Origin of the sequence: Paratractidigestivibacter sp., from assembly GCF_963660155.1 — a bacterium.
Lineage (GTDB): Bacteria > Actinomycetota > Coriobacteriia > Coriobacteriales > Atopobiaceae > Paratractidigestivibacter.
Map to the genome: position 1 here is coordinate 1 of NZ_CAVKWG010000030.1, position 20,271 is coordinate 20,271.

At 64.2% G+C, this 20,271-nt stretch carries 13 protein-coding genes; 5 read left to right on the forward strand and 8 right to left on the reverse strand.

The annotated features are described in order from the left end of the window. Positions 1-370: 370 nt before the first annotated feature. From U5709_RS05180 to U5709_RS05200, 5 genes are all read left to right on the forward strand, one after another. Entirely contained in the window at positions 371-1,219 is an 849-nt protein-coding gene (locus U5709_RS05180) for a PRD domain-containing protein (RefSeq protein ID WP_321972344.1), read from the forward strand. Between the two features lie 106 nt (positions 1,220-1,325). After that, positions 1,326-2,762, forward strand: coding sequence for a PTS transporter subunit EIIC (locus U5709_RS05185; protein WP_321972343.1), 1,437 nt, complete (start codon positions 1,326-1,328; stop codon positions 2,760-2,762). Positions 2,763-2,889: 127 nt separating this feature from the next. Beyond that, positions 2,890-4,593: a carboxylesterase family protein gene (locus tag U5709_RS05190; protein ID WP_321972342.1), complete on the forward strand. Its 1,704-nt coding sequence runs from the start codon at positions 2,890-2,892 to the stop codon at positions 4,591-4,593. Positions 4,594-4,676: 83 nt separating this feature from the next. Beyond that, positions 4,677-6,128: a glycoside hydrolase family 1 protein gene (locus U5709_RS05195; RefSeq protein WP_321972341.1), complete on the forward strand. Its 1,452-nt coding sequence runs from the start codon at positions 4,677-4,679 to the stop codon at positions 6,126-6,128. 66 nt (positions 6,129-6,194) lie between these two features. Continuing rightward, entirely contained in the window at positions 6,195-6,728 is a 534-nt protein-coding gene (locus U5709_RS05200; RefSeq protein WP_321972340.1) for a PTS glucose transporter subunit IIA, read from the forward strand. Between the two features lie 396 nt (positions 6,729-7,124). Here the strand turns inward: U5709_RS05200 and fba are convergent, their stop codons facing one another. The 8 genes from fba to argJ all read right to left on the reverse strand — a co-directional run bounded on the left by fba (position 7,125) and on the right by argJ (position 20,210). Then, entirely contained in the window at positions 7,125-7,997 is an 873-nt protein-coding gene (gene fba / locus U5709_RS05205) for a class II fructose-1,6-bisphosphate aldolase (RefSeq protein WP_321972339.1), read from the reverse strand. 152 nt (positions 7,998-8,149) lie between these two features. Beyond that, positions 8,150-13,000, reverse strand: coding sequence for an Ig-like domain-containing protein (locus tag U5709_RS05210; RefSeq protein ID WP_321972939.1), 4,851 nt, complete (start codon positions 12,998-13,000; stop codon positions 8,150-8,152). Between the two features lie 6 nt (positions 13,001-13,006). Beyond that, positions 13,007-13,507 (reverse strand): hypothetical protein, encoded by a 501-nt coding sequence (locus tag U5709_RS05215; protein ID WP_321972337.1) that lies wholly within the window; start codon positions 13,505-13,507, stop codon positions 13,007-13,009. Further along, positions 13,504-15,330 carry a serine/threonine-protein kinase gene (locus tag U5709_RS05220; protein WP_321972940.1) on the reverse strand — a complete coding sequence of 609 codons (1,827 nt, stop codon included), beginning with the start codon at positions 15,328-15,330 and terminating at the stop codon, positions 13,504-13,506. The genes U5709_RS05215 and U5709_RS05220 overlap by 4 nt, the downstream gene beginning before the upstream one ends. Next, positions 15,327-16,283 carry a PP2C family serine/threonine-protein phosphatase gene (locus tag U5709_RS05225; RefSeq protein ID WP_321972335.1) on the reverse strand — a complete coding sequence of 319 codons (957 nt, stop codon included), beginning with the start codon at positions 16,281-16,283 and terminating at the stop codon, positions 15,327-15,329. Before U5709_RS05225 ends, U5709_RS05220 begins: the two co-directional genes overlap by 4 nt. 426 nt (positions 16,284-16,709) lie before the next feature. Further along, positions 16,710-17,966, reverse strand: a complete 1,257-nt coding sequence (locus U5709_RS05230; protein WP_321972334.1) for an acetylornithine/succinylornithine family transaminase — start codon at positions 17,964-17,966, stop codon at positions 16,710-16,712. A gap of 9 nt (positions 17,967-17,975) precedes the next feature. Next, positions 17,976-18,854 carry an acetylglutamate kinase gene (argB, locus tag U5709_RS05235; protein ID WP_321972333.1) on the reverse strand — a complete coding sequence of 293 codons (879 nt, stop codon included), beginning with the start codon at positions 18,852-18,854 and terminating at the stop codon, positions 17,976-17,978. 63 nt (positions 18,855-18,917) lie between these two features. Then, positions 18,918-20,210 (reverse strand): bifunctional glutamate N-acetyltransferase/amino-acid acetyltransferase ArgJ, encoded by a 1,293-nt coding sequence (argJ, locus tag U5709_RS05240; RefSeq protein ID WP_321972332.1) that lies wholly within the window; start codon positions 20,208-20,210, stop codon positions 18,918-18,920. Between the last annotated feature and the right edge of the window lie 61 nt (positions 20,211-20,271).

Below are 20,271 nucleotides of genomic sequence, written 5' to 3' on the forward strand. Positions count from 1 at the left end.
GACAAGGGGACAGCCCGCCTGCGGTTTGGGGACAGCCCCCTTTTTGCACACGCGTGGAGGCTGCACGCTCGTCGCCGAATCGTTTGGCGAATTGCTTGAAGCGGCGGTTCGTGTGCAAAAAGGGGGCTGTCCCCAAACCGCAGGCTCAAACGGCGAGAACAAAGCGTGTTTCGCCGTTTTTGTTTTGTCAAGTCAAGCTACCTTTCGCGACAGTTATTCAACCGTTCGCAGAGCTCGGCAAAAACCATACACATGTGTGCCACAATTTTGGTCGTAGCGAGTTTGTTACTCTCCGGGAGGCATCACTTGCGCAGGGAAAGTCGATTCACAGGCATCCGTATCTGCGCTTGATGCAACGGGGAGTTTTTTAATGCTTATCCTCAAGAAGATCAACAACAACGTCGCGCTCGCGTGCTCAGACGCGGGCGACGAGGTCGTGGTCTTCGGCAAGGGCGTCGGCTTCCCCTCTATGCCCTATGAGCTCGAGGACACCTCCGTCATCGAGAAGACCTTCGTGTCCGACGGCGGCAACTCGCCCGACGCCCTCACCACCGTTTCCGACGAGGTCCTGCGCGCCGCCTCCGACATCACCGACCTCGCGAAGGCCAACCTCGGCTGCCAGATGGCCGCCAAGCTCCCCTTCGTCATGGCCGACCACATCCAGTTCGCCGTGGACCGCACTCGCGAAGGCATCGAGATCTCGAATCCGCTTGCCAACGAGGTAGCTCGCGTCTATCAGCGCGAGCACGAGCTGGGCGTCCAGGGCCTCGCCATCATCCAGGAGTACACGGGGATCCTGCTGCCCGAGGTCGAGGCTTCGTCTCTCGCCCTCCACATGGTCAGCTCCGAGCTCGGAACCTCCACCCCGCCGCGCAACATGGACGAGCTGCTTCAGACGGCCGCCATCCTCGAGGGCATCGTCGAGGTCGTCGAGCGCCAGGTCGGCTTCGAGCTCGACCGCACTTGCTACGCCTACGTGCGCTTCATCACCCACACGCGTTACCTCATCCGGCGCTTCAAGAAGGACAAGCCGATGGCTTCGGCCAACCTCTCGCTCTTCCAGCAGGCGGCGCGCGATTTCCCCGAGACCTATAAGCTCGCGCTGGCCATCAACCAGTACCTCGAGCGGACCCGCAACTGGTCGTGCAGCGACGAGGAGATGCTCTACCTCATGATGCACTTGAACCAGCTGCAACCGCGAGAACCGCAACCCGAGTAATCCGCGCCACCCACTAACCCAGGTGTCTGTGCCGCAAACGTCCTAGGGCCCGGGACCCAACGCGGCTGTACGGCATATCTGCAAACCACAAGGAAAGGAAGAAAGAATGGCAGGTAAGTACGACGAGCTTGCTTCTCAGATCGTCGACCTCGTCGGCGGCAAGGAGAACGTCAACTCCGTTGCCCACTGCATCACCCGCGTCCGCTTTAAGCTCAAGGACGAGTCCAAGGCGAACGACGATGCCATCTCCGCTCTCCCGCAGGTCATCAAGGTCATGCACGCCAACGGCCAGTACCAGGTCGTCGTCGGCAACATCGTCGAGGACGTCTACGACGCCGTCCTCAAGGCCGGCGGCTTCTCCGACGGCGGCTCCGTTGACGCCGAGGAGGACGACGGCCCCAAGAAGCCCGCTGATGTGATCATCGACCTCATCTCCGGCATCTTCCAGCCGATGCTCGGCACCTTCTCGGCCGCCGGCATCATGAAGGGCCTGCTCGCCCTCATCACCTTCATCTGGCCCGACTTCGCCAACAACGGCGCCTACACCACGCTCTACACCGTGGCCGACGGCATGTTCTACTTCCTGCCCGTCGTCCTCGGCTACACCGCCGCCAAGAAGTTCAAGATGAGCGAGTTCAACGGCATGGCCATCGCCTTCGCGCTCGTCTACCCGACCATGGTCGCCCTCACCTCCGGCGAGGTCGTCGGTTCCGTCACCCTGCCGGTCCTCGGCACCTTCTCTTGGTACGCCGACTTCCTGGGCATCCCCATCATCATGCCCGCCTCCGGCTACACCAGCTCCGTTATCCCCATCCTTCTGATGGTTTGGTTCGGCTCCAAGGTCGAGAAGTGGGTCAAGTCCTGGATCCCCGCGGCCCTCAAGATGTTCTTCGTGCCCCTGATCACCGTGACCGTCACCGTGGTCCTCGGTTACCTGGTCATCGGCCCGATCGCCACCGTCATCTGCAACCTGCTTGCTGATTTCTTCAACCTGCTCTTCAACCTGCCCGCCGTGGGCTCCATCCTCGGCTGCGTCATCGTCGGTGCCTTCTGGATGTGCCTCGTCATCTTCGGCTTCCACTGGTCGCTCGTGCCCATCGCTATCTCCAACCTGGGCACCCTTGGCCACGACTTCATCCTCGGCTCCGTCATCGCCCACTCCTTCTCCCTGGGCGCCGTTCTCTTCGCCATGTACCTGAAGAACAAGGACCAGAACTTCCGCGGCATCGCCCTTCCCGCCATCATCTCCTCCTTCTTCTTCGGCGTGACCGAGCCCGCCATCTACGGCGTCGCCCTGCCCGACAAGAAGGCCTTCATCAACGCCTGCATCGGCTCCGCCGCCGGCGGCCTGATCATCGGCATCACCGGCGCTGTGGTCTACATGTCCGGCGGCCTCGGCGTCTTCAACTGGCTCTCGTTCATCGACCCCTCCGGCGTCAACGGCATCAACCACATGATTTTCGCCATCATCGCTTCCGCGGTGGGCGCTGTGGTCGGCTTCGCGCTCGAGTTCATCACCTACAAGGCCCCCGAGCAGGCCTAAGCACCCGCTCGGCCCTCTTTCCAGCCGATAGCGCGCAAGCGTTGTCATAAGGTCGGCGGCGTACCCCCAAGCGTCGCCGGCCTTTTTAAATTTCCATAGGTTCGATATTTGATAATGGAGACTCAGAATGATGAACGCAAACGTTACCCGACGCAACTTCCTCACCCTCTCAAGCCTCGTCGCCCTCGGCCTCGCCGGCTGCTCCACCTCGCAATCGAGCGGCAGCGCAGCCAAATCATCCGCCAAGGCGCTCGAAGGAGCTGAGGTCGAGACCACGCTCGGCAAGGTGACCGGCAAAGAGCTCGGCGACGACGTCATTACCTGGTACGGCATCCCCTATGGCAAGTCACCTGTGGACGATTTGCGCTGGAAAGCCCCTGAAGCCGCCGAGGCCTGGAGCGAGACCCGCGACTGCACCGCACCCGTCGAGAAGGCCATCCAGCTCTCCAGCGGCGAGGTAGTCGGTACAGAGGATTGCCTGAACCTCACCGTCACCTCCAAGGTCGGTCACGCCGGCAAGCCCGTCCTTGTGTTCGTCCACGGCGGCAACAACCAGACCGGCACCTCGGCCGAGATCGTCGGTGACCAGCTGGTGTCCAACGCTGACTGCGTCTACGTCTCCCTCAACTATCGCCTTGGTCTTCTCGGTTTCAACTGCCTCCCCTCCCTCGTCAAGGAGGAGGGCGCGAGCGGCAACTTCGGCATGCTCGACATCGCCGCCGCACTCGACTGGGTCAAGGAGAACGCCGCCGCGTTCGGCGGTGACCCCGAGAACATCACGATCTCCGGATTCTCTGCCGGCGGCCGCGACGTCATGGCTATGCTCATCAGCCCCTACTTTGAGGGCAAGTTCCAGAAGGCGGTGGTTTACAGCGGCGGCATGACCACCTGCGACACGGCCATTGCCCAAACCCGTATTGCCAAGGCCTTGGCCCCGCTCGCCATCGAGGATGGAAAGGCCGCGGACGAGGACGCTGCCGTTACCTGGCTGCTCAAGGACGCCGACGAGGTCAAGACCTACCTCCTCAGCATCGACTCCAAACGCCTTGTGCCCCTCATGGCCAACGCCAACATCCGTATGGCCGTCTTCCCCCACCTGTTCGAGGACGACGTTGTCGTCCCCAAAGGCGGCTTCAACGGCGCGAAGTACTACAGCGTTCCGACCATCATGCTCACCGGCTCCTCGGAGTTCTCTATGTTCTCCCTCGGCGATTCTTGGTGGAAGGGCGAGGAAGCAACCGCTCTTGGCAACGAGGTTCTCGCCGCCGCGAGCAACTTCTCCGTCAAGTACGGCTCCGATATGTACCGCATCTTCAACGCTCAGGTAAGTGCCGACACAATGGCCTCTTCCTTTGACAAGAACATCTACGTCTGCCAGGTCAACTACGGCGGTGATGATTCCGCCATGGGAGCCGACCTGCAGCCCTACGGCTCATTCCACGGCATCTTCGTCCCCATGCTCGCCAAGGAGAACAACTATTCGGCCATGATGCCCGGCGTTTTCGACAAGGCGGGGTACCAAGCCATGGGCGAGGCGTACAACGCGTACCTCAAGAACTTCCTCGCCTCAGGCGACCCGAACGGCGATGGCCTCTCCGCCTGGAATGCCTGGGACAAGTCCTCCAAGCAGTCGCTCGTCCTTGACGCCACCGAGACCGAGGCGAAGATCTCCTGTGAGGATGTCTCCCGCAGCTACGGCGACATCATCGCCGACATGGAAACCGACACCACCATCTCCTCCGACGTCAAGAAGGCCGTGGCCAAGAATGTCCTGAACGGTCGCTGGTTCAGTGCCGCAGTGGACGAGTACTACGGCGGCAACTGGATGTAAGCTCGACATAAAACAAAATCAGGACCACCCGCAAGGCCGCAGACAAAAAATAATGTCTGCGGCCCAACCCGAAAGGAGCTCACATGAGCACGTTCCCTGAAGGATTCCTGTGGGGCGGCGCCACGGCCGCCAACCAGTGCGAGGGCGGCTACGACGCCGACGGCAAAGGCCTCGGCGTCCCCGACATCATGACCGGCGGCACCGTCTCCGAGCCGCGCCACGTGACCGACGGCGTCAAGCCCGGCGTCCACTATCCCAGCCACGAGGCCGTGGACATGTACACCCACTACCTCGACGACATCGCGCTTTTCGGCGAGATGGGCTTCAAGTGCTACCGCATGTCCATCAACTGGAGCCGCGTGTTCCCCAAGGGCGACGAGGAGAAGCCCAACCAGGCCGGCATCGAGTTCTACCGCCGCGTGTTCGAGAAGTGCCGCGAGTGCGGCATCGAGCCCATGGTCACCCTTTCGCACTATGAGCTCCCCTACCACCTCGCCAAGGAGTACGGCGGCTGGGCCAACCCCAAGCTCATCGACTTCTACCTCAACTACGCGCGCACGGCCATGACCGAGTACAAGGGCCTCGTCAAGTATTGGCTCACCTTCAACGAGATCAACTGCCTGCTCATGGGCGGCTTCGGCAACATCATGGGCGCGGGCATCCTGCCGCCGGGCGACGACGTGGCCATGACCTTCGGCGACACGCCCTGGGACGTTCCCCAGAAGCGCTACCAGGCCCTGCACTACCAGTTCCTGGCGAGCGCCAAGTGCGTCGTGATGGCCCACGAGATCGACCCCGAGAACAAGGTCGGCTGCATGATCGCCGGCAACGTAACCTATCCGCACACCTGCAACCCCGACGACGTCATCCTGGCGCAGCGCAAGCAGCGCGAGCAGAACTTCTACTGCGGCGACGTCCAGGTCCGCGGCGCCTACCCCGCGTGGGCCCCGGCTGTGTGGAAGCGCGAGGGCGTGAGCATCGAGGTCTCCGATGAGGACGCCGCGACGCTTGCTGCCGGTACGGTCGACTTCTACAGCTTCTCTTACTACATGAGCTCCACCGCGAGCGCCGACCCCAAGCTCATCGAAGGGGGCAACATCTTCGGCGGCGCAGGCAACGAGTACCTCAAAAAGAGCGACTGGGGCTGGGCCATCGACCCCAAGGGCCTCAAGTACTACCTGGAGGAGGTCTACGACCGCTACCAGGTACCGCTGATGATCGTCGAGAACGGCCTGGGCGCCGTGGACGTGCGCGAGGAGGACGGCAGCGTCCACGACAGCTACCGCGTCGACTACCTGCGCGAGCACATCGAGCAGATGGGCGAGGCCATCGCCGACGGCGTCGACCTCATGGGCTACACCATGTGGGGCTGCATCGACCTCGTCTCCGCCTCCACCGGCGAGATGAAGAAACGCTACGGCTTCATCTACGTCGACAAGGACAACGACGGCGCAGGCACACTCGCTCGCAGCAAAAAAGACTCCTTCTACTGGTACAAAAAGGTAATCGCCACCAACGGCGAGGACCTGTCGTAAAATAAACAAGTAGCAGCTCGGAGGGCTTCCTCCTGGGCTAAATACCAACCACTAAGGAGATTGACCATGGGACTTTTCGACATGTTCAAGAAGAAGGCCGAGGCGGCCGCTCCCGCCAAGCCCGCCGCCGTTGAGGCCCAGGAGGCCACCGGCACCCTGTGCTCGCCCGTCTCCGGCCGCGCCATCAAGATGACCGACGTCCCCGATCCCGTGTTCGGCGGCGAGATGATGGGCAAGGGCTGCGCCGTCTACCCCGACGCCGACGTCGTCTACGCCCCCGCCACCGGCACCGTGAGCGTCCTCATGCCGCACGCCGTGGGCATCAACACCCCCGACGGCATGGAGATCCTCTGCCACGTGGGCGTCGACACCGTCGACATGAACGGCGAGGGCTTCACCAGCCTCATCAAGCAGGGCGACGAGGTCAAGGCCGGCGACCCCTGCATCAAGATCGACCGTGAGAAGATCGCCGCCGCCGGCCACCCCGACTGCGTCGTCCTCATCGTGACCAACACCACCGACTACGACTCCGTCGAGATGCTCGTCGAGCCCGAGAGCACCGTCTCCGCCGGCCAGGCCGTGGTCAAGGCCACCAAGTAAGCAATCTCGGCTTTTTGCGCATATCGCACGCCAAAGGGCGCCGTCCACCGCGGACGACGCCCTTTTTCTTGTCGCTGAGCACCCCTCTTGCCCCGCCTACCCCACCCACGCGCCACCCTCTCCCCGAACGCTCACTGCTCTCTCCCCTAGAGTTCGGAAGGCTTCCAAACTTCGGAAAGCTTCCAAACTTTGGTTAAGATTCGTATATCCGCAGGTAGGAAGCCTGCGAAGTATTCGGCGCGGGACCCGAAAAAGTTTGGAAGGCTTCCGAACTTTAAGGGGAAGGCGGGACGGAGGGGTAACGGGGGCGGCGTGGAGTTGAGAGGGACAAGAAAAGCGCCCGGGCCGTTGAGAAGGACCGGGCGCTTGGATGCGCGTTATGCGGCTAGTCTAAGGCTAGTTCCAGGCCTTGCCGTCGGAGCCGAACTCGCAGATGAGCTCCTTGGTGCGGGTGACGATGGCCTCGCGACCGGGCTTGAGGAGCTTGCGGGGATCGTAGCCCTTGCCCTGCTGGTCGGCGCCGGACTCGATGTACTCGCGGGTGGCCTTGGCGAAGACGACCTGGAGGTCGGTGTTGACGTTGATCTTGGAGACGCCGAGGGAGATGGCCTTCTGGATCTGGTCGACGGGGATACCGGTGCCACCGTGGAGGACGAGGGGCAGGTCGCCGGTGAGGGCCTTGATCTCGCCGAGGCGGTCGAAGGACAGGCCGGCCCAGTTCTCGGGGTACAGGCCGTGGATGTTGCCGATGCCGCAGGCGAGGAAGTCGACGCCCAGGTCGGCGATGGCCTTGCACTGCTCGGGGTCTGCGAGCTCGCCGTTGGAGGCGACGCCGTCCTCGACGCCACCGATGCCGCCGACCTCAGCCTCGACGGAGATGCCCTTGTTGTGGGCGATCTTCACGATCTCGGCGGTGCGCTTGAGGTTGGTCTCGAAGTCGGCCTCGTGGGAGCCGTCGTACATAACGGAGGTGAAGCCGGCCTCGATGCAGGCGAGGGCCTCGTCGTAGGAACCGTGATCGAGGTGCAGGGCGACGGGGACGGTAATGTTCTTGTCCTCGACGAGCTGGTGCACGATCTGGGAGACGATCTTGAAGCTGGTCTGCCACTTGGCAGCGCCGCCGGTGCACTGGATGATCATCGGGGACTGGAGCTCCTCGGCGGCGTCGAGGATGGAAGTGGCCCACTCGAGGTTGTTGGTGTTGAAAGCACCAATTCCGTAGTGGCCCTTCTCGGCGGACTGAAGCATAGCGGTTGCGTTGACGAGCATGTTCTGACCTCCTGAGTATGAGGAACAAGCAGAAAACGAACAGCATTATTCTACTCCGTTAACGGCTTGCATTGGCCCGCGAATGGTAGTTTTTGTCCGGTTCTAGCCAGAAATGAAGGAAGCGGCGCGATTTTGCATGAGGTGCCGAGAAGTTATTGCTCGCTTTCTTCCTTCTTGCGCTTGACCAACACGAAGATGATTCCGCCGAGAGCCGCCACGACCGCGGCGACGCCGCCGATCACCCAGGCGAGGTGAAGCTCGAGGATATCGGTCGTCACGTGGAAGCCTTTGGCCTCGGCCTCGCCGGTACGCCCAGCCAGGTCGGTTGCCACGACCCTGATTTCGCGATCGGTAAAGGAGGCCTGGTCAACGCTGAAGTTGTAGTTGCCGTAAACGTCGCCTTTGGACTGTTCCTCCTTACCGTCGACGAACACCTTGACGTCTGAGACGCCGATGTTCTCGACGACCTTGAAGCTGCCCACATACACGTTGGACTCGATCACGTCGCCGTCGTGGATGCTCAGGTTGGTGATCACAGGATCGGTCGTGTCGAGGATGAAGTCGACCTCCGCCGCGGACTCGCCGCCCGCATCGCGATCAAAGTATTCAGAGCTCGTGTTGATGTTCTCTGCCAGATCGTTGGAATGGACGCTCACGTGGTAGCGGCCGTCGGTTGAGAAGTTACCGGCAGGGATGTTGTAGATATAGACGGCCCAGCCGTTTGAGTCCTCGGCCTCGGAGGTCCCCTCGTCGATGGCGAAACCGCTGGCAGAAGCGGCCTCCGTGCGCGCAAGCTCCCTAGTGTTCACGCCTTGGGTCACAGACACGCCGTGCTCCTCGGAAGCGACGCCGGAGACGTTGATCTCCTCGACCATCACGCCGCGGCTCTGCGTGAGGTAGCCGTTGTTCTGCTTATAGGTATCGGCGTCGATAACGCGGAAGGTGGAGCCGAAGCGGTTCACCGAGAAGGTCAGCGCGGCATCGGCCTCGTTTCCGGCCAGGTCGGTGAGGTGCGCCGTCAGGGTGTAGATGTCGTCGACGGCGGACTCGCTCGCGAAGTCGGAGTAGCACACCGTGCTTCCCAGGGCGTCCTCGAAAACAGACGCGTCGTAGGACACCTCTCCGTTCTTCGTGCCCGCGAGAGTGTAGGTCGTGCCGGCGGGGTCGAAGTTCGCCTCGTCTGCGAAGCTGATGATGGGCATGACCTCGTCTTTGTACGCGTGAGAGTCCTCCACGCCCGTGATGGTCACCGTGGGCGCCGTGAGATCGACCACGAACTCGTCGGCCTTGTACGGGACCATCTCGTTGTTCGCCTTGTCCTTGCCCGAGACCGCCAGGTTGTGGACACCGTCGACCGCGAAGGTAACGGTGGCTGTGTGGACATCGCCGTTGTCGCTCCAACCGCTGACGGAACCCGTGGTCTCGATGTTGATGAGGCTCGCGTCGAAGTTGTGCTCCGTCACGGTAACGGTCGCCGTGCGGGAGGCCTTGTAGTACTTGCCGTTGCGGACGTCGTTGTTGTCGAAGTCGATCTGGACCGTCGGGGCCGTCTGGTCGATGGTGAACTCGGCGAGATACGCGGTCCCCTGATTCTTCGAGGGGTCCGTGACCTGCGCGTCTATGACGTAGTGGCCGTCCTCGACAAACGTCTCGCTCATGCCGAACTGGTCATAGGTGTAGCTCGCGCCGTGGTCGTCGGTAAAGGAAAGGCCCTCGCGCGCGGAGATGCCGAGGTAGCTCACCGAGCGAGCCCAGCTGCTCTGGGCACGGCCCGCGTCGCCGGCATGCTTAGCCACGGTAAACACTGCCTGGTCGGGCTCATAGGACTGCAGGTAGGGGTAGTTGAGCTCGTCGACGGTGAGGCTCACGGTCTGGGGGGTGTTGTAGTACTGGCCCTCCTCGACGCCGGAGAGCGAGAGCCGCGGTGCCACGGTGTCCTTGAGCAGTCCCTCGGGGTAGACCTTATCTGGGTTGAAAACCGAGAGGTTCTCGACCTCCCGCTCAGTGAGCACGCGAATCGTGCCCGTGGGCGAGATGCTCCAGTAGCGCTCGTTCTTGGCGAGGTCGCTCGTCCTCACCACGACGTCGCGGTCGAACTCGTGGCCGTCCGCGAAGGTAAGGGTCGCCGTGGCCGTGGCGCTGCCAATAATGGCATCGGCCGATACGAGGACGTCTTGCCCGTAGTATCCGTCACCGGCGTCCGCGATGCTGATAGCCTCGAGGCTGATGTTGTCGGAGAGCTCGATGGAGGCCGAGGCCGCGCGGTTATAGAAATAGTAGCTCGTGGAGTAGTTGTTCACGGGCGTGGTGCTCACGCTTGCCGAGGCGACCTCCGGCGCGGTCATGTCGACGGTGAAGGGACCGTAGGCGAGGCTTAGCGTCGCGGGGTCGGGCATGCTGCCCGCGAGGTCGCGCACGTCGACGGAGATCGACCTGTCGGTACCCTCGGTAAAGACGGCCGTCTTGGTCCACACGTGCGGGTCATCGGCGCTCTGCTCCCAGCCGGACTCGCTCTGGGCGCCCTTGGCGTTGATCGTGCTCCTTGCCGTGTCGAAGTGGTCGTCCGTGACCTGGACGGTGATGGTCACGGCCTCGTTGTAGTAGTCGACGCCCGAGTAGCTGTTGGTCGGGGTCTTGTCGCGCGTGACCTGGACCGCCGGCGACACGGTGTCGACGTAGAACTCGCCTGAGGCGTAGCTCGTGGCGACCTTGCCGTCTTTATCCTTGCCGAACTCGATGGCGTGCTGGGCGAGGTCGGCGCCGGCGATCTTGAGGGCGAAGGCCTTGTCGGAATTCTTGAACTTGACGGTCGCGGTGTGCCTCTCGCCGTCGTGGGCCCACTCGGAGACCTCATAGGACCCCTCGTCGCCATTGGCGGCGATGCTCACCAGGTCGCCGTCGAAGTTGGCCTCCACGACCTCGATGGTGGCGGTGCGCTCGGCCGAGAAGTACTTCTCGTTCACGGGCTCGTTCAGGTCGTAGGTGACGGTGGCCTGAGGGGCAACGGCGTCGACGACGAAGGTGCCCGAGTCGATGCGTGCGGCGTCGTTGCCGGCAAGATCGGCAGCGTCGATCTGCAGGCGATACTCGCCGTCGGCCTCGAAGGTGACAACGCACTTCTTGGGGTCGTCGGCATCCCAGGCAATGGATGAGGCGCCGGGCGCGTCGACGGAGACGAGCTTTTGGTCGTAGTTCTCCTCGTCGATGGTGATGGTCGCCGTGCGGGCGGCATCGTAGTAGGCCTTGCCGTCCTTGGACCCCTTGGCGGCGACGTTGTCCCAGGTGACGTCCACGACGGGCGCCGTCGAGTCCATGACGAACTCGCCCGAGTCATAGGGATCGGCGGCGTTGCCGGCAAGGTCGCTCGCAGAGACCTTGAGTTCGTAGGCGCCGTCCTCTTCGAAGGCCACCGTGGCCTTCTTCGGGTCGTCAGCGTCCCACTCGACGGCGCCGCCCTCGATCTTGACGAGCGACTGGTCGTAGTTGGCCTCGGTCACGGTGATGGTCGCCGTGCGGACGCCGCCGTAGTACTTGTCGTTCTCGACGCTGTTGTTGTCCCACTGAACCTGGATCCTCGGCGCCGTGCGGTCCACGATGAACTCGCCGGAGTCGTAGGGCGTGGTCGCGTTGCCCGCGAGGTCGGACGCGGAGACCTTAAGGTTTCTGATGCCGTCCCAGAAGAACATGACGGTCGCCGTGTGCTTGGAGGGGTCGGAGGCGTCGGTTTGCCACTCGCCGACCGCGGCGCCGAGGGCGTCGATCTTGCTCGCTTCGGCGTCGAAGTTGGTATCCGTAACGGTAACGATCGCGGTCCTCGCAAAGCGGTAGTACTTGTTGTGCGAAGGCTCGTTCTCGCTCCAAGACACGCTGACCTCAGGGTCGGTGCGGTCGATGACGAGCTCGCGCTCAGGATTCACGCCCGGCACCGTTCCCCAGGTCTTGTTGTTGATGACGGCGATTTCGTAAGAACCCTCGTCGAAGAGGGTCTTCTCGTACACATGCGAGCCATCTTCGAGGTCGGTGCGCCTCCAGTCGTCCTGGACTACGCCGTTGACCTTGATCTGGGAGCCGGTGTAGTTGTCGCAGGCCGAGACGGTAATCTTGACGTCGACCGTGGAAGTGTTGAAGTACCCATGCGACGAGTCGCCGTTAAGCTCAATGGTCGTCTGGGGCACCGAGGCGTCTACCGAGAACGAATCGCCGTCGACCACCGCACCGTCCGCGTCTACCGTGGACCCCATGGAGCCGTACTCGGCCGAGGAGGCGTTGCCGACCTTGTCGGACGAGGAGACCTCGAGGTCATCGATGTCGGAGCAATCGACCGTAGCGGTGTGCTTGTCGCCGTCGGAGACCCACTGGTCGCCCGCGAGCACCTGGCCGTTCACCTTCGTGGCAGAGGCGTCAAACGTCACGTCCTCAACGGTAACCTCGGCCTTGAGGCCCTTCACGGCGTAGTAGTCGACCTTTCCGGCCGGTTCGCCCTCCACCGCGACCTGACCGGCGCAGGCCTCGCTCATCTTGATGGAGATGGCGGGCTTCCCGGAGTCGATCTGGGCGGCGGGAAGCGAGATCACCTCGGACGGGCGCTCAGAGCCGTCCTTGCTCACGATGACGCTCGCCTCGGCACCGGCCATGACCTCGGCCCTGCTGATCATGGTCTCGTAGACCTTGGGGTCACCCTCCTCGGCATCCTCCGGGGTCTTGTCCTCCCAAACGTCGACGTCCTCGCCCTCGACGCCCTCGGCGAAGACGATCGATTTGTCGGCATTGAAGGCAAGGTCGGCAGGAACGGTGACGCGGGCCACATAGGATTCCCGGTCGGCCACATAGGTCTTCCCATCGACATCCGCCGCGCCCACGACGTCGAACTCGATGCCTGAGCCGTTCGCGACGCCCAGCGCCGGCACGGCCACGGCGACGGCGAGGCTCGCGGCGACGGCGCCCACGGCCACACGGCCGCGGATGGCGGGGGTGATTCTCTTCTGCTTCTGGTCGGAACTCATGAACGGCTACTCCTCTATGATCTTCTCGCTGGGTACGACGATTTCCTTGCGGGTAACGCGAAACTGGATCGCGGGCGCGGGGCCTCGTTCCGGGGACAAAGGATCCCTGCTTGCAGGCGACCTGGTTTCCCAAATGCCCGTGTCTGCCTTCGCGGGCGCGGGGCCGGGCCCGCCTAAAACATCCGTCGCATCGTCCAGCAGGGAGCGGTCGGCCTGCAGGGGCCTCGGAGCGTCATCCCACAGGGCATGATCGGCCCGCGGGGGCTTCGGCGGTTCGAAAGCGCGCGCGGCGGGCGCGGCGGCTGGGTGGCAATTCTTGTCGGCGCGTCGGCCGGGCCGCGCCTTTCTTTCGCCCACAGCGCGGTTGTCCCTTCGCTTGCCCGCGAGGTCATCCTTTACGCCTCGGATATCCAGGGTGCGATAGGTGTAGGCCGCGGCGGCGGCGAGCGCGGCGGCGGCGACCAGCAGCGCAATGCCCACTATGCGCAGGATCTCCTGAATGCTCATTGCGCGGCCTCCTCGCTCTGCGCGCCGCCAAGGGCCGCGGCGCTCTTCTGTGCCGCATTCGCGCCGGCGCTCCCGAAGACCGTGGCGATGTTCGACTCGGCCACCTGACGGGCACTGTCGGAAATGACCGAATCGCACATCTCACGCGCCTTGGTGCTCGAGTCCGCGTCGGCAGACAGCGACTCGGCCATCTGAGCGGCTTTGCCCACCAGCTCCTCGGCCTGGTCGCGCGTGACGCCGGCACGCTTGAAGCCGCTTAGGTACGTCGGGGACGAGACCGCCTGGTTGATAAGAGAACACAGGCGCAGGCGGACCATGACGGAATCGTTGTCGGAAAGCCCCTCGAGCGCGTCGGAAAGAGACTCCCAGTAACCCTCGTAGACGCTTCCCTCCGTGCCCTCAAGGGTCGCTTGCGAGAGCTTCTGATAGAACTCGCCGATGATCGCATACGCTTGCGCCGTGGACCGCTCCGCTGAGGTGAGAGCACAGCCCTTGTTCGCTGACTTTCGCGCGTCGTATGATTCCATGGCCTTCTGGAACCACTGCGCGGCCTGGATACCCGCGCTCATCGCGTAATCGCGCGACTCGTCGCCCTCGGCCTGCTCGTAGTAGACGTAAGTGAGCGTCCCGATGTCGTAGCAGAGCTTGGCGTAGCCGTCGTCCTCCTCGATGTCCGCACGATGGGCGTTCACGAGCTCCTGCAGACGGGACGACTCGGCGATGGAGAAGTCCTGATCCGCCTTGTAGACCCTGTCGACCAGCTCGGAGTAGGTCTCCGTGCGCGAGGGGTCCACGCCGATGGCGTCGGTATAGTAGCCCTCTGCGGCAGACACGCCGTCGGCCTCGGCGGCCTCCACGCTCGCCGCGCGGGCCGATGCGAGGTAGGCGTCATACGTCATGCTCTTCAGATGGAAGCTCGAACCGAGGCACGCCGCGCCCGCGACCGCGAGACCAGCGGCCCCGATCCACAGTGCGTTGAAGCGATTGAGCTTCTTCTTGAGGACGCTGCGGTAACTCTCGGTGAGCTTCTCGTAGTTCTCCAGGTCGTAGCGCATATCCGAGGCCGTCTGATAGCGGTCGGCCGGGTTAGCCTGCGTGGCCTTGGCGATGATGTGCTCAAGGCCCTCGGAGAGCGCCGGGTTGATCTGGCGGATGGGCTGCCAATACGTCTCCTTCGACGCGGCACGTCCCGTGACCAGCACATACAGCGTCACGCCGAGCGCGTACACGTCTGTCCTCGCGTCGGTCTGCGCCTCATGGGAGAACTGCTCGGGCGCGGCGTAGCCCCTCGTTCCGAGCACCTTGGTGTCGGAGCTCTTGCCTTCCTTGTACTCGCGGGCGATGCCGAAATCGATGAGGCGAACGGTGCCGTCCTCGCGCAGCATGATGTTGTCCGGCTTCATATCGCGGTAGATGACGGGCGGTTTTCTCGAGTGGAGATACTCGAGGACGTCGCAGAGCTGGATTCCCCACTCGATGACATCCGCCTCGTCCATGGGCCGTCCGGCTTCGCGCATAGCCTGCTTGAGCGAGGTGCCCTCGATGTAGTCCATGACGACGAAGATGGTCCTGCCTTCCTCGATTATGTCGACGACGCGCGGCAGCATCGGGTGGTCGAGGCGCTTTATGAGGTTCGCCTCGGTGATGAGGCTCTGAACGACAACCTCGTAGTCGGGCTCGCGCCCTGCCAGCCCGATTTCCTTTGCCGCCCACAGCTTGTTCAGGTGCCGGTCGCGCACGAGCCAGACGCGCGACATGCCGCCATGACCTACCTGCGACAATATCTCGAACTTGCCGCCGATGACATCGCCTACGGCCGTCATGGGACAACCGAGCAGGCAAGGTCGTCGGTCGCTTCTTCATCCACGGCGAAGGTCGCTTTGGGCAGGGGTGCGGCAGTGACGGCAAAACCCGTCGCAGGTCGCGCCACCAGCCCGTCGTCGAGCGCTGCGGCCGAGGCCGGCTCAAGCGGCAAGAAGCCCTCCCCGGGGCCGCAGACGCGCGCGATGACCCCGGTCACGTTATCGGTCTCGCCGGCGTCGATGGCGCGGGCCACCATGGAGTCGAGGGCGTCGAGCAGCTCGTCCTCCCCCGCCGAGCGGCGGGCACCGGCAAGGCCGAGGGCAACGCGGTCGTCGCCGAGGCGCCGATACAGGCCGTCGCAACAAACGAACAGCACGTCACCCGGAACGTAGCTACCGCGCGAGAAGATCGGCGCCAGCGTCTCCTGCGCGCCGACGGCCTGTGTAATCACGGTGCCGCCCGGAAACGTCAGCGCGTCTCTCGCCGAGATCCGCCCAGCGTCCACCTCGCGCTGGATAAACGTCTGGTCACGCGTCAGCCGCTCGACGCCCGCCGCCCCCGCGCGGTACGCGCGGCAATCGCCCACATGGCAGACGACGAAGCTTCCCGAGCACAACAAGATTGCCGTGCACGTCGAGCCCATGCGGACGTTCAGGCGCTGGCCATAGGCGCGCATGCGGCGGTTCAGGTCGGCAAGAATGGCTGTCCATGCCGCCTCGATGCCCCCGAGGTCCACGCGCCCGCCAAAGAGGTTGTCGGCCGCATAGGCGGGAAACTCCGCGTCGAACCAGCGCACGAGCTCGCGCACGGCGGCCGAGCTCGCCACCTCGCCGCAGGAAAGCCCCCCGACGCCGTCGCATACAACGGCGAGCGCCGCGTCGCCGAAGCTCGCCCGCGCGGCGATTCCGGCGTACGCGTCCTGATTCACGCCCTTCCCGGTGCCGATGTACGTCCGCCCGACGACCTCAACCATGTGGGTGCCCCTCTCAACGAAAATTGGCCCCACATGGTATCGGGCGTATCTTGCCGCAGTCTTACCGCAAGCTTCCCGAATTCTTACGGAATTCTTACGGCTCAGAGGACAGTTTTGAACAATGGACAGCCCAGCGGCGCAGGTGACTGCAAATGCCTGCGGGACGAATTCCCGACGCGTGTACCAAAGGGAACGCAAATATCCACATGCATCACAAAAAACGGGCTCGACATTTCGCCGAACCCGTCGCAAAACCGCAGGTAATAAATTTGTTGCACCAATGCTTTGTGCAAGCCTCGTCCACCGTCGCTCATGTCCGGCCACCTCTTCGTCGGGTTGCCCACGAATGGGCACCTCGGCGGCAAGAAAAAACTCCCAACCCGCAGGTACGCGGGCCGGGAGCCGGCAGGTTCTGTGGGTTATTCCCTAGTGCTTGGCAAGAAGCGCCTCGAAGCGGTCCATACCCTCGTCGATCTGCTCACGCGTGATGACCAGCGGCGGCAGGAAACGGATGATGGAGTCGCCGATGTGGTTGAGCACAAGTCCGCACGCCAAGCCCTCGTCCACGAGCTCGTTTGCCACGGGCACGTCGAGCTGGGCGCCTCGCAGAAGGCCGCGGCCGCGGACCTCGGTCACGTGGTCCATGACCTGCAGGCGGTGGCGCAAGTGCTTGCCCACGGCGATGACGTGCTCGCCGATCTCCTCGTCGCGCAGGGCGTCGACGGTGGCGCGGGCGGCGGCGACCGCCAGGGCGTTGCCGCCGAAGGTCGAGCCGTGGTCGCCGGGGCGCAGCAGGTCGGCCACCTCAGCGCGGGCCGCGAAGGCGCCCATCGGGAAGCCGTCGGCGATGCCCTTGGCCATGCTCACGATGTCGGGCACGATGCCGGAGCGCTGGAAGCAGAACGGGGCGCCGCAGCGATAGAAGCCGGTCTGGACCTCATCGATGATCAGCATGAGGCCGTACTCGTCGCAGAGCTCGCGAACGGCGCACAGGTAGTCGTAGTCGGCCGGCCAGACGCCACCCTCGCCCTGGACGCACTCGAGCATGACAGCGCAGACGGGGCCGCACTGCTCGCTGGGGTTCTCAACGGCGCTGCGCAGGGCGTCGATGTCGTTGAGCTCCACGGAGTCGAAGCCGAGGGGCATGGGGCGAAACGTCTTGTGGAAGACGTCCTGGCCGGTGGCGGCAAGCGTCGCCAGCGTGCGGCCGTGGAAGGACTTCTTGGCAGAGACGACGCCGTAGGCCCCGTCGAGGTTCACCTCACCCCAGCGGCGGGCGAGCTTGATGGCGCCCTCATTGGCCTCGGCGCCGGAGTTGGTAAAGAACGTCTTCCAGTGGGTGCCGGTAGAGCCGGTCTCGTGGCCGGTCTCGTCGGTGATGCGCGAGAGCAGCGTGGAGAGACCGTTGGCGAGCTCGCCGCGGTTCTCGACATAGTAGTAGTTGCCGACCTGCCAGACCTTATCGACCTGCTCCTTCAAGGCCGCGGCCACCTTGGGGTGCGCGTGGCCGAGGGAGGCGCAGCCGATGCCGCCGAGGAAGTCGATGTAATCGTTGCCGGCGGAGTCGGTGAGGACGGCGCCTGCGCCCCTGACGAACTCGACGGGGAGGCGGCCATAGGTGGGCATAACGTACTTCTGGTCGAGGACCTTGGCCTCGGCGGGAACGGTGGAGAAATCGGACATGGGGTCTCCTTAGAGGTCCTGGGTGAACATGGTGCCGCAGCCGGCGTCGGTGAAAATCTCGAGCAGCAGCGAGTGCTCGGCCTTGCCGTTGACGATGACGACCTGCGAGACGCCGGCGTCGAGGGCGTCGGCCACGGAGCGAATCTTGGGCACCATGCCGCCCTCGAGGGTGCCGGAGTCGAGGAGCTCGTGGACCTCGGAGCGCGTCATCTGGGCGATGAGGCTGTCGGGGTCGTTCACGTCCTCGAGCAGGCCGTCCACGTCGGTGAGGTAGATGAGCTTATCGGCGCCCATGGCCTCGGCGATCTTGTCGGCGGCCACGTCGGCGTTGATGTTGAAGAAGCCGTCGGGACCGCAGCCCACGGAGGCCACGACGGGGATGTAGCCGTCGTCGAGGATGGTCTCGATGAGGTTCGTGTCGACCTCGCGGATGCGTCCGACGCGACCGAGCTCGGGGTCGATAGCCTCGGCCTTGAGGGTCTTGCCGTCGGCGCCGGAGATGCCCACGGCGTTGTGGCCGTACTCGTTGAGCTCCCAGACGAGCTCCTGGTTGACCTTGCCGACGAGCACCTCGCGCACGACCTCCATGGTGTCGGGGTCGGTGACGCGCAGGCCGTCCTTGAACTTGACGGGCACGTCCAGGCGCGTGAGCAGGGCGTTGATGGCCTTGCCGCCGCCGTGGACGAGGACCACGCGGACGCCCATGAGCTTCATGAGCTCGATGTCGGCCACGACGCGGCGGCAGAGCTCTATGTCCTCCATGGCGGAGCCGCCGTACTTGATGACGAAGGTCTTGCCGTTCATCTGGTTAATCCAGGGCAGGGCCTCGATGAGGGTGTCGGCCTTGGCGGCCGCGGCGTTGCGCTGCTGGATGTCGCGCTTCTTCATGTGGTTAGCCTTTCGGTCGGCGATTGCGTTGAAACCTGCAAAAGGGACTGTCCCTTTTGCAGGTTACGTGCGGTAATCGCCGTTGATGGTCACGTAATCGTGGGTGAGGTCGCAGGTCCAGATGCGGCAGGCCGCGTCGCCGTCGTGCAGGTCGACCACGATGTCGATCTCGGGCGCCTCGAAGCGACGCAGCATGTCGTCCTCGTCCATGGGGACGGTGAGGCCGGCGCGGCAGACGGGCACGCCCATGAAGTCGATGTCCACGCGCGTCTGGTCGAAGGGCACGCCGCACTTGCCGGCGGCGGCGGCCACGCGGCCCCAGTTGGCGTCGTGGCCGAAGATCGCGGTCTTGACCAGCGGCGAGTTGGCGATGGAGCGGGCAACGGTGTCGGCCGCGGCGTCGTCGGCGGCGCCGAGGACGTTCACGGTGACGAGCTTCGTGGAGCCCTCGCCGTCGGCCGCGATCTTGCGCGCGAGCTCGCCACAGACCGCCTTGAGCGCGGCGGCGAAGGCGGGGTACGCGGGCGAGTCGAGGCCGATCTTCTCGCCTGCGGGCGCGGCGGCGCCGGTGGCGAGCAGGATGGCGGTGTCGTTGGTCGAGGTGTCGGAGTCGACGGTCACCTTGTTAAAGGTCTGCTTGACGGCGGCGAGAAGGGCCTCGTGGGCGGCCTCCTCGGTAAGCGCCGCGTCGGTGGACATGACGCAGAGCATCGTGGCCATGTTGGGCTGGATCATGCCGGAGCCCTTGACGAAGCCACCGACGTGGACGGCGTAGGCGCTGCCGTCGGCCGCCGCGACCTCGCCCGCGAAGGAGGCCTCCTTGGGCACGGTGTCGGTGGTCATGACGGCCACGGCGGCGTTGTGGGCCGCCTCGGGCGTGGCCGCGAGGGCGTCCATCGCGAGCGGCATGCCGGCCTCGTAGGGGGCGAAGTCGAGCTCGACCCCGATGACGCCCGTGGAGCACACGAGCACGTCGTCGGCCGCGCAGCCGAGCTTCTCGGCCACGTAATCGCAGGTCTTGCGCGCGCACGCTAGGCCGGGCTCGCCGGTCGCGGCGTTGGCGTTGCCGGAATTGAGGATCACCGCGCGGGCGTGGCCGCTCGCCACGTGCTCGCGCGAGACGGTGACGGGGGCTGCGCAGAAGCGGTTCGTGGTAAAGGTGCCGGCGGCCACGGCGTCGCCGTCGGCAACGACGAGGGCCATGTCGAGGCGCTTGGGGTCGCGGCGGAAGCCCGCGTGGACACCGGCGGCCTTGATGCCGGCGGCGGCGCACACGCCTCCTTCGCAGGCAGAAAAGCCGAAGGCCTCGGGGGTATCGGCCGGGGTCGGGACCTCAAGGGATGCGAAGTCGTTCATGTTCTTATTCCTAATCAGGTGATGGGCGCGGCGGCCCGGGATGGACGGCGAGTGAGAAGAT

Bases quoted from the DNA above. Each gene is read 5' to 3' on its own strand.
- U5709_RS05180 (WP_321972344.1), top strand. From the start codon at position 371: ATGCTTATCCTCAAGAAGATCAACAACAACGTCGCGCTCGCGTGCTCA.
- U5709_RS05185 (WP_321972343.1), top strand. From the start codon at position 1,326: ATGGCAGGTAAGTACGACGAGCTTGCTTCTCAGATCGTCGACCTCGTC.
- U5709_RS05190 (WP_321972342.1), top strand. From the start codon at position 2,890: ATGATGAACGCAAACGTTACCCGACGCAACTTCCTCACCCTCTCAAGC.
- U5709_RS05195 (WP_321972341.1), top strand. From the start codon at position 4,677: ATGAGCACGTTCCCTGAAGGATTCCTGTGGGGCGGCGCCACGGCCGCC.
- U5709_RS05200 (WP_321972340.1), top strand. From the start codon at position 6,195: ATGGGACTTTTCGACATGTTCAAGAAGAAGGCCGAGGCGGCCGCTCCC.
- fba (WP_321972339.1), bottom strand. From the start codon at position 7,997: ATGCTCGTCAACGCAACCGCTATGCTTCAGTCCGCCGAGAAGGGCCAC.
- U5709_RS05210 (WP_321972939.1), bottom strand. From the start codon at position 13,000: ATGAGTTCCGACCAGAAGCAGAAGAGAATCACCCCCGCCATCCGCGGC.
- U5709_RS05215 (WP_321972337.1), bottom strand. From the start codon at position 13,507: ATGAGCATTCAGGAGATCCTGCGCATAGTGGGCATTGCGCTGCTGGTC.
- U5709_RS05220 (WP_321972940.1), bottom strand. From the start codon at position 15,330: ATGACGGCCGTAGGCGATGTCATCGGCGGCAAGTTCGAGATATTGTCG.
- U5709_RS05225 (WP_321972335.1), bottom strand. From the start codon at position 16,283: ATGGTTGAGGTCGTCGGGCGGACGTACATCGGCACCGGGAAGGGCGTG.
- U5709_RS05230 (WP_321972334.1), bottom strand. From the start codon at position 17,966: ATGTCCGATTTCTCCACCGTTCCCGCCGAGGCCAAGGTCCTCGACCAG.
- argB (WP_321972333.1), bottom strand. From the start codon at position 18,854: ATGAAGAAGCGCGACATCCAGCAGCGCAACGCCGCGGCCGCCAAGGCC.
- argJ (WP_321972332.1), bottom strand. From the start codon at position 20,210: ATGAACGACTTCGCATCCCTTGAGGTCCCGACCCCGGCCGATACCCCC.